This is a genomic window from Pseudomonas sp. GW823-FHT02C02, from assembly GCF_058797635.1.
The window spans coordinates 174,572-182,821 of record NZ_JBXAJV010000015.1 but is presented as its reverse complement, the minus strand read 5'-3'; the positions used below and the strand labels follow the sequence as shown (position 1 = coordinate 182,821).

General features: G+C 58.4%; 8 protein-coding genes and 2 tRNA genes. 3 read left to right on the top strand and 7 right to left on the bottom strand.

Annotated features, from left to right (window positions below):
- Together AC1ROI_RS24655 and AC1ROI_RS24650 are read left to right on the top strand one after the other, a co-directional pair.
- Positions 1 to 76, top strand: a tRNA-Glu gene (locus AC1ROI_RS24655).
- Between the two features lie 3 nt (positions 77 to 79).
- Positions 80 to 155: transfer RNA gene (locus AC1ROI_RS24650), tRNA-Gly, on the top strand.
- A 147-nt stretch (positions 156 to 302) separates the two neighbouring features.
- On the opposite strand, the gene AC1ROI_RS24645 is transcribed toward AC1ROI_RS24650, so the two are convergent.
- The 4 genes from AC1ROI_RS24645 to AC1ROI_RS24630 all read right to left on the bottom strand — a co-directional run bounded on the left by AC1ROI_RS24645 (position 303) and on the right by AC1ROI_RS24630 (position 4,370).
- On the bottom strand, positions 303 to 2,042 hold the full coding sequence (locus tag AC1ROI_RS24645; RefSeq protein WP_102593851.1) for a dipeptidase: 1,740 nt from the start codon (positions 2,040 to 2,042) through the stop codon (positions 303 to 305).
- A 198-nt stretch (positions 2,043 to 2,240) separates the two neighbouring features.
- On the bottom strand, positions 2,241 to 2,879 hold the full coding sequence (locus AC1ROI_RS24640) for a LysE family translocator (RefSeq protein ID WP_077748608.1): 639 nt from the start codon (positions 2,877 to 2,879) through the stop codon (positions 2,241 to 2,243).
- 1 nt (position 2,880) lies between these two features.
- Positions 2,881 to 3,651, bottom strand: a complete 771-nt coding sequence (locus AC1ROI_RS24635) for a 2OG-Fe(II) oxygenase (protein WP_010457032.1) — start codon at positions 3,649 to 3,651, stop codon at positions 2,881 to 2,883.
- Positions 3,652 to 3,743: 92 nt separating this feature from the next.
- Entirely contained in the window at positions 3,744 to 4,370 is a 627-nt protein-coding gene (locus tag AC1ROI_RS24630; protein WP_102593850.1) for an alanyl-tRNA editing protein, read from the bottom strand.
- 90 nt (positions 4,371 to 4,460) lie between these two features.
- Here AC1ROI_RS24630 and AC1ROI_RS24625 point away from each other — a divergent pair, with 90 nt between their 5' ends.
- A complete protein-coding gene (locus tag AC1ROI_RS24625) occupies positions 4,461 to 5,450 on the top strand; it encodes a LysR family transcriptional regulator (RefSeq protein ID WP_010457027.1) in 990 nt (329 codons plus the stop codon).
- A 245-nt stretch (positions 5,451 to 5,695) separates the two neighbouring features.
- On the opposite strand, the gene AC1ROI_RS24620 is transcribed toward AC1ROI_RS24625, so the two are convergent.
- From AC1ROI_RS24620 to phhA, 3 genes are all read right to left on the bottom strand, one after another.
- Entirely contained in the window at positions 5,696 to 6,889 is a 1,194-nt protein-coding gene (locus AC1ROI_RS24620; RefSeq protein WP_102593849.1) for an amino acid aminotransferase, read from the bottom strand.
- Complete coding sequence (locus AC1ROI_RS24615; RefSeq protein WP_010457024.1) at positions 6,889 to 7,245, bottom strand: 4a-hydroxytetrahydrobiopterin dehydratase; 357 nt, start codon at positions 7,243 to 7,245, stop codon at positions 6,889 to 6,891. Before AC1ROI_RS24615 ends, AC1ROI_RS24620 begins: the two co-directional genes overlap by 1 nt.
- A gap of 104 nt (positions 7,246 to 7,349) precedes the next feature.
- Positions 7,350 to 8,138, bottom strand: coding sequence for a phenylalanine 4-monooxygenase (gene phhA, locus AC1ROI_RS24610; protein ID WP_010457022.1), 789 nt, complete (start codon positions 8,136 to 8,138; stop codon positions 7,350 to 7,352).
- Positions 8,139 to 8,250: the final 112 nt, after the last annotated feature.

Below are 8,250 nucleotides of genomic sequence, written 5' to 3'. Positions count from 1 at the left end.
GTCCCCTTCGTCTAGTGGCCTAGGACACCGCCCTTTCACGGCGGTAACAGGGGTTCGAGTCCCCTAGGGGACGCCATTTGCGGGAATAGCTCAGTTGGTAGAGCACGACCTTGCCAAGGTCGGGGTCGCGAGTTCGAGTCTCGTTTCCCGCTCCATATTCAACAAAAACGCCGCTCAGCAATGAGCGGCGTTTTTGTTTGTGTGTCATTTATAAAAAGGACCGACGGTCCTTTTTTTGTCGGTGCCGGCATCAAGATGATCAACGCGTCGGACCCGCCACAACAGCGGGTCCGAAAAGGCGATCAGAGTTTCGGCAACTGCCCGATCCGCCCCATCATTTCCGTCACGATCTGCAGGTCCAGCAGGAACTGGTCGACCGTCTTGAACTCGTTGTCGGTGTGGCCGGTGTACTTGACCTCGGGCCTGGCCAGGCCGAATTGCACGCCATTGGGCAGTTCATGGACCGAAGTGGCGCCCGCAGAGGTGCCGTACTTGTGTTCCATGCCCAGGTTTTCGCTGGCCACGGCGAGCAAGGCCTTGACCCATTCACCTTCAGGGTTGCGGTACATCGGCTCGGCGATCGAGTAGTCGAAGGCCACCGCGACGTGGGTCTTCTTGCTCCAGGCATCAAGCTTATCGGCAATTTCAGACTTGAGCGTTTCCGGCGACTTGCCCTTCGGCACGCGCAGGTTGACCGCGAGCTTGAAGGCTTTATCGTCCATCCCGACATAGGTCAGGGAAGCGGTCAGCGGTCCCATGAAAGCATCGGAAAAACCGACCCCCAATTTGCCTCCCAGGTAATCCAGCCCCCAGTTGTCGGCAGCGTAGCGGGCGGCGTCGGTGATGTGGTTGTGCTTGAGCGCAACCTTGCCGTCGAGGCTATTGATGAAGCCCAGCATTCTCGACACCGGGTTGATGCCGGATTCGGGCTCGGAGGAGTGGGCGGAAACGCCGGTGACCGTCAATTTGACATCCTTGCCATCAACTTTGGCGGTGACGTCGAAGTTGCCGCCATTGCTTTTGGCATATTCGGCGCCGGCCTTCTGCAGGCTGGCGGCCAACTCGACAGGCTTCTCACTCAAAAGGGTGACGACCGATGTCGACGGGATCTGGTTGGTGGCCATGCCACCGGTCATCGAGATGATCTCGGCGCCCTTGCCCTCAGCCTTGCGTTTGGCAAAGTTCGCCATCACGGTGCCGTAGCCTTTCTCCGCAATCACTACCGGGTAGCCGCCATCCAGCGCCAGGTTGTAGTTGGGTGTCGGGTTGTGTTCGAAGTAATAAGGGATGGCGTCGCCGGTGGTTTCTTCGGTGGTATCGACCAGCAGCTTGAAATTGCGCGCCAGCGGCAGCTTCTCTTCCTTGATGACCTTCATCGCATAAAGCGCTACCACGATACCGTTCTTGTCATCTTCGGTGCCCCGGCCATACATGCGGTCGCCGATCAGGGTGACCTTGAACGGATCAAGTTTGGTGCCGTCTTTCAGAACCCAGTTCTCCGGCGTTACGGGCACCACATCGGCATGCGCATGAATGCCCACGACTTCGTCGCCGCTGCCCTCAAGGGATATTTCATAGACGCGGTTGTCAATGTTGCGGAAGTTCAGGTTGAACGCCTGGGCGAGGCCCTTGATCTTGTCGGCGATCTTGATGAATTCGGGATTGTCGTGTTGATCAACGCCCTCGACGCGGAAGGTCGGAATAGCCACCAGCTCGCGCAGGGTCTCGGTGGCGGCGGCACCATATTTCACCCGTGCGTAGAGACCAAGCAGGCGATGGATTTCGTTCTGCTGGTCTGGAGTGAGGGTCTTGTTGTCGAGGAAGGCGCTGATGGCGGGGCCGAGATTGTCGGTTTTGCCGAGGTCGCTCTTGGCCAGGCCTCCCAGGAATTGCCTGAAATCCGTTACGGAGGTGTCACTGAACGTCTTGAGGATCGCCGCACTCTGTTGCGGGGTGATGTTGGCCTGCGCTGTCAGGGTGAACGACGAAAGGCTGGCCAGTATCAGGGTTGACGCAGCCAGGTGCTTGAGTGAGAAATTCATTGCTGTTGGCATTCCTTTGCAGGCAGTGGAGTGAGAAGTTTCTGATCGATGAGACAGAAACGGTTCCAAGCTAACACTGTAACGGAGTGTTACGGGAGTCCCTGATGTGGGATCTGTCGCACAGAAATGCAAAAGCGGCGCAGAAACGAAAAAGGCCCGTCAGTCAGACTGAGCGGGCCTTTTGCGTTTGAGGCGCTCTTACATCGAGAGAATCAAACGCCCGGCGAACAGGATCAGAATCACCCCCATGGTGCGTTCGAACCAATGCCCCATGCGCATGAACAGCAATCGCACCCGGGCGCTGGAAAAGAACAGTGCGACGATCACGAACCACAGCGCGTTCACAAAACACATCCAGGCCCCATACAGCGCCTGGATCTTCAAGGGTGTCGTAGCGCTGATGAGCGTGGTGAAAATCGCCAGGAAAAACAGCGTTGCCTTGGGGTTGGTCGCGTTGGTCAAAAAGCCGGTGGTGAACGCCTTCAACAGTGTTTGTTCGACGACGGGCTCGTTGGCGACTTTGTCCCCCTCAAGCGCGGATTTGGGTTTACTGCGTAGCAGGCTGACACCGAGGTACAAAATGTAAACGCCGCCCACCACCTTGGCCACCGTCAGTAACCAGGGCGTCGTGTGCATCAACGCGCCGACCCCGAGCAGGGTGTAGAGCACGTGCACGGAAATGCCCGCACCGATGCCCAGGGCCGTGCAGATCCCGACCAACCGGCCGAAACGCACACTTTGACGGATGGTGACAGCGAAGTCCGGTCCAGGTGCGACCACAGCCAGAAAGTGAATAGTCGCCAGCGCAAGGAACTCGCCCAGGTAATTCGAAAGCATTTCAACTCCAGAAAGTAAGGGGTGAAGCATTGCCGCGATAGCCGACAAAGAACGAAAGGCTCAATCGCGGATCCGCCACGCCGGGTGTTACCGAGTGCATGCAGCGCGAATTGAACATGATGAAATCACCCGGCTCAGGACGAATCTCCAGGGCCGGCGTGCCGAGCAAGGCCGGGTCGATGCCGTAGCTGTCGCCACGCATCTCGTCGAATTGATCCGGAGAAATATCGTGGTCCCACATCTGCAAGGCGCCACCCTCGGAGGGCATGTTCAGGTAGACGTTGCAGGCGAACTGCGCTTCCAGGCTTCTGGCCTGGTAACTGTCGGGGGCATCCTTGGCGAAAATGTCGTGATGGGCCAGGAAGCACACCCCTGGTTTCACCACGCGGGACAGCCCGACATACATCTTGCGGCCGTAGAGATTTTCCAGGTGCGCACCCGCCGGCCAGGACTCATCGAGCATGCAGCGCAAGGTGTCGACCGGGGACGAGTAGGGCGCGCAACGTTTGCGTAATTCCGCTATGTTGCGCGAGGCATGCTCGAAATAATCTTCGATCAGCAGCGGCTGGTTTTCCGCCTCATAAAACGCCATGCCGATGCGACCGATGCTCGGCGCATTGATATAGCCTTCAAAACCCGGGGCGAGGATCTTGTCGCCAATCTGAATCGCCAGCGGCTGGGGCAGCAGGCCTTTGACGCGGATGGCGAGGACTTCTTCGTTGGCCAGTTTTTTTATGCACGTCTCATCGAGACGCTCGACGTCAAGCATCATGTCTTAGGTCCATCTATTAGATAGTCAACAGAACCCGCGAATGCGGGCTCCCCCGGGCGTCGGGCGATGCCGGGGACGACATCGCCGAAAGCTCAATCCACGCTGTAGTGGACTGACAGCATTCCCTTTTTCAGTGAAAGGGAAGCGATCGTGACCGTGCCCAAATCCTTCAGGCTACGTACATGGGTGCCGCCGCAGCCGTAGGCGGGCAGCTCACCGAAACCAATTTCCCGGGCGCCTTCGCGCATCGATGTCAGGCGCGGCAGGTCATGGGCGACCCATTGCTCGATGCCGTGCTGAATCACCTCGGCATCTATCTCTTTTGCCGACTCCAATGGTTTGAATTGCACGCGTCCTTCGCCCGGCCAGTGATGAGCCTTGACCGGCATCCAGCCCAGTGCCTGGACAAAATGGCCGATCAGGTGGCCGGCCGAATGCATGCGCGAATTGAACCGGCGGCGTTGCTCGTCAATCCTGATCTGGGTCATGCCGGGTTTTATTGGCCGGTCGACAAAATGAATGATTCGGTCCGGGTCCTGGACCACGCGCAGCACCTGGCTTTCGCCGATCCAGCCGGTATCGAAAGGCTGGCCGCCACCCTGGGGGTGAAACAACGTGGCGCGCAGCACCACCGCAAACTCGTTTTCCTGGGGCGTGCAATCCAGGACTTCCACATTGGCCTTGAGGTCATCACTATGGAAAAAGAGGCGAAGCGTCATATTCCATGTCCTCATTAAAGTTTCTCTTTTTATTATATGAATCGTGGAATTGCGTGATAATCCGTTCAAACATCAAAGGACTGTTGCGCTGTGAGCATAAATCTTCCACTGCCGTTACTGGGTGAAATGGCGATTTTCGTCAAGGTTGTCGAGACCGGCAGCTTTTCCGAAGCGGCTCGTCAGATGGGTTCTTCACCCTCGGCGGTGAGTCGCAGTATTTCGCGTCTGGAAAAAGCGTTGGCCACGCGTCTGCTGCAGCGAACCACGCGCAAGCTGCGCTTGAGCGATGGTGGCGAAGAGGTGTTCAAGCGTTGCCAGGAAATGGTCAGTGCGGCCAAGTCCGTGATGGAAATCAGCGGGCAGTTCACCCATGAAGCGGAAGGGCTGGTTCGGGTCAGCGTGCCCAAGGCGGTCGGTCGATTTGTGATTCACCCGCATATGCCGGAATTTCTGCGCCGTTATCCCAAAGTGGATGTGGAGTTGTTGCTTGAGGATAGGCAGGTGGATCTGATCGACGACAACGTTGATCTGGCGATTCGGATTACCGATCGACCGCCCGCAGGGTTGGTCGGGCGGCAATTGCTCACCATCGACCATTTGCTCTGCGCTACACCGCAATACCTCGCCGAACATGGCACGCCGACGCACCCCCACGACTTGCTCAACCACAGCTGTATCTACCTGGGTGAAACCCCGAGCGATGCGCGCTGGAAATTCAAAAAAGGCAGCAAGGCTGTGACGGTCGGTGTGCGCGGTCGGTATGCGGCGAATCACACAGGCGTGCGGCTGGGGGCGGTGTTGCAGCACATCGGGATTGGCAGTCTGCCGTATTTCACGGCGCGTTATGCGCTGGAGCAAGGGTTGATTGTGCAGGTGCTGCCGGACTGGACCTTCCTCGCGTCCTACCATGGCGGCGCCTGGTTGCTGCATTCGCCGACGCGCTATTTGCCGCCGAAATTGCGGGTGCTTATTGATTATCTGGTGGAGTGTCTGGAGAAGGAGCCGACCCTGAGCAAGCCGGGGAGGGCTGGGAAGGTTGCGGCGGAGTATGAGTTGCCCGAGAGTGATGGATTGCTCTGACTGGCCCCTTCGCGAGCAGGCTTGCTCCCACTCTGGTGAGGTTGCAACCCTCTCGCCGCTGACGCGGCCGGGCGCAACTTCAGCGATTGGTTCGTTGGAAGGGTCAGCAAAACAAATGTGAGAACGAGCCTGCTCGCGAAGAGGGAGTCTCAGTCGACATCTATGTCGCCTGACACAGCGCTTTCGCGAGCAAGTCGGATCGCCGCACCGCCGCTCCCACAGGTGGGAGTGTGCAGGGCTTGAGGTTACTTGCAGACTTCGGCGATGGCCTCGGCCAGCAGATCAAGGCGGGTTGCATCGATCCCGGCCACGTTCGCACGGCCGGTGCCGACCATGTACACGCTGTGATGATCACGAAGCTGTTTCACTTGCTCCGGCGACAAGCCGGTGTAGGAAAACATCCCGCGTTGCACACCGATATGCGCAAAACGCTCACGCAAACCATGGGGTTCAAGCGCTTCCATCAGGCCGCTGCGCAATTGGGCGATGCGCAAACGCATGGCTTCCACTTCGTCGGCCCAGAGGCTTTTCAACTCGGGATCGCCAAGAATCGTCGCGACCACGGCAGCGCCATGATCCGGCGGCGTCGACCACAGATTGCGGGCGATGTTTGCCAGTTGGCTGCGGATATCCACCAGCTTCTCAGCGGTTTTCGCACAGACAATCAGCGCACCCGTGCGATCGCGGTACAGCCCGAAGTTTTTCGAGCAGGAACTGGTTATCAGCACCTCCGGCAACTCGGCCGCGAACAGCCGGGTCGACCATGCATCCTGTTCCAGGCCATCGCCGAAGCCCTGGTAGGCGAAGTCAATCAACGGCAGCAGATCGCGGCTGCGCATCACGTCCAGCACGCGGCGCCAATCGTCATGGGACAGATCGAAACCGGTCGGGTTGTGGCAGCAGGCGTGCAGCAACACCACATCGCCCTTCGGCGCGTCTTTGAGCACTGCCAGCATGGCTTCAACGTCGAGGCGGTTGTCGCTGCCGACGTAGAGGTAATGACTGACCTTGACCCCGGCCGCCGCGAAGATGGTTTCGTGGATCGGCCAGGTCGGGTTGCTCAGCCACACGCCACGGCCCGGCAGGCACTGGGCGATGAAGTCGGCGCTCAGGCGCAGCGCGCCGGTGCCGCCCGGTGTCTGGGTGGCGCCGGCCCGTTGTTCGGCGATCAGTGGGGAGTCGGCGCCAAGTACCAGCTCGCTGATCGCCTTGCCGAACGCCGGTTCGCCGTGACCACCGATGTAGGTCTTGGTGGTCTGGCGATCCACCAGGCGCTGCTCGGCCAGCTTCACGGACTGGGGAATCGGCGTCAGGCCCTGAGCATCTTTATAGACGCCCACGCCAAGGTCGAATTTGCGCGGGTTCGGGTCCTGCGCATAGGCTTCCATCAAGCCGAGAATCGGGTCGCCGGGTACTCGACCGATGGCGTCGAAATGCATTATTTGCGGCCCTCGGCGTTCTTGGCCACTTCATCAGTGCGAGCGGCCATGATGAAATCGTTGCGGTGCAGACCCTTGATGGAGTGGCTCCACCAGGTCACGGTGACTTTGCCCCACTCGGTGAGCAGGCCAGGGTGGTGGCCTTCGGCCTCGGAGATTTCACCGACTGCGTTGGTGAATGCAAGGGCGTGCTTGAAATTCTTGAACAGGAACACTTTTTCCAGTTGCATCACGCTGTCGCGCACTTCGATGTTCCAGTCCGGGATCTGCTTGATCAGGATCGGCAATTCTTCGTCGCTGACCTGAGGGGCATCGGCGCGGCAGGCTTCGCAATGGGCTTGATTCAATGTGGACATGATGGGTTCCTGAAATCGAATGATTGGAAATCGGCCGTCAGTTTCACCACGCTATAGCAAAGCGTCGTGTCCTGACAGGCTCACTTGATTCTAAAAGCTGCGGATCACGCGGCTTTTTTGGGTGGAAATTTAGGCGCGTGCAAACCGAGCTGCATGCCTTGCTTGACCATGGCCATGATGTCTTCATGAGCCACATCAAACAGACGCTTGAGGTTCGGCAGGACAAAGTACAGCGGCTGCAGGATGTCGATGCGGTAAGGCGTGCGCATGCATTCCAGCGGATCGAAGGCCTGATGCTCAGGTTCGTCCGACAGGCAGTAAACGGTTTCTTTCGGCGAGGAGAGAATGCCGCCGCCGTAAATGCGCAGGCCTTCTGGTGTATCGACCAGGCCGAACTCGATGGTCATCCAGTAGAGACGCGCGAGGTACACGCGTTCTTCCTTGGTGGCCTGTAGGCCAAGCTTGCCGTAGGTGTGGGTGAATTCCGCGAACCAAGGGTTGGTCAGCAGCGGACAGTGGCCAAAGATCTCGTGGAAAATATCCGGCTCTTGCAGGTAATCCAGCTCTTCGCGGGTCCGAATAAAGGTCGCCACTGGAAACTGCTTGTTGGCCAGCAATTCGAAAAAGGTCTGGAAGGGGATCAGCGCCGGCACTCGGGCTACTTGCCAACCGGTGGTTTCACCGAGGACTTTGTTGATTTCACCGAGTTGCGGAATGCGGTCGTGGGGCAGACCGAGTTTTTCGATACCGTCCAGGTATTCCTGGCACGCACGCCCCTCGATCACTTTCAGTTGGCGAGTAATCAGCGTGTTCCACACCGCATGTTCTTCAGCGGGGTAGTCGATAAAACCTTGCGCATCGGGCTCGCGAGCCACGTACTGCGTCTGCTTCATGCTGCTCTCCTGCTAGGGGATTTCATTCTTGTTATGTGCTGCTATGGACTTAGAAATACTCCAAGGCGTGCCGCGTTGCAGTAGGTGAATCGTGCCGTGCGTAGGAAAGTTC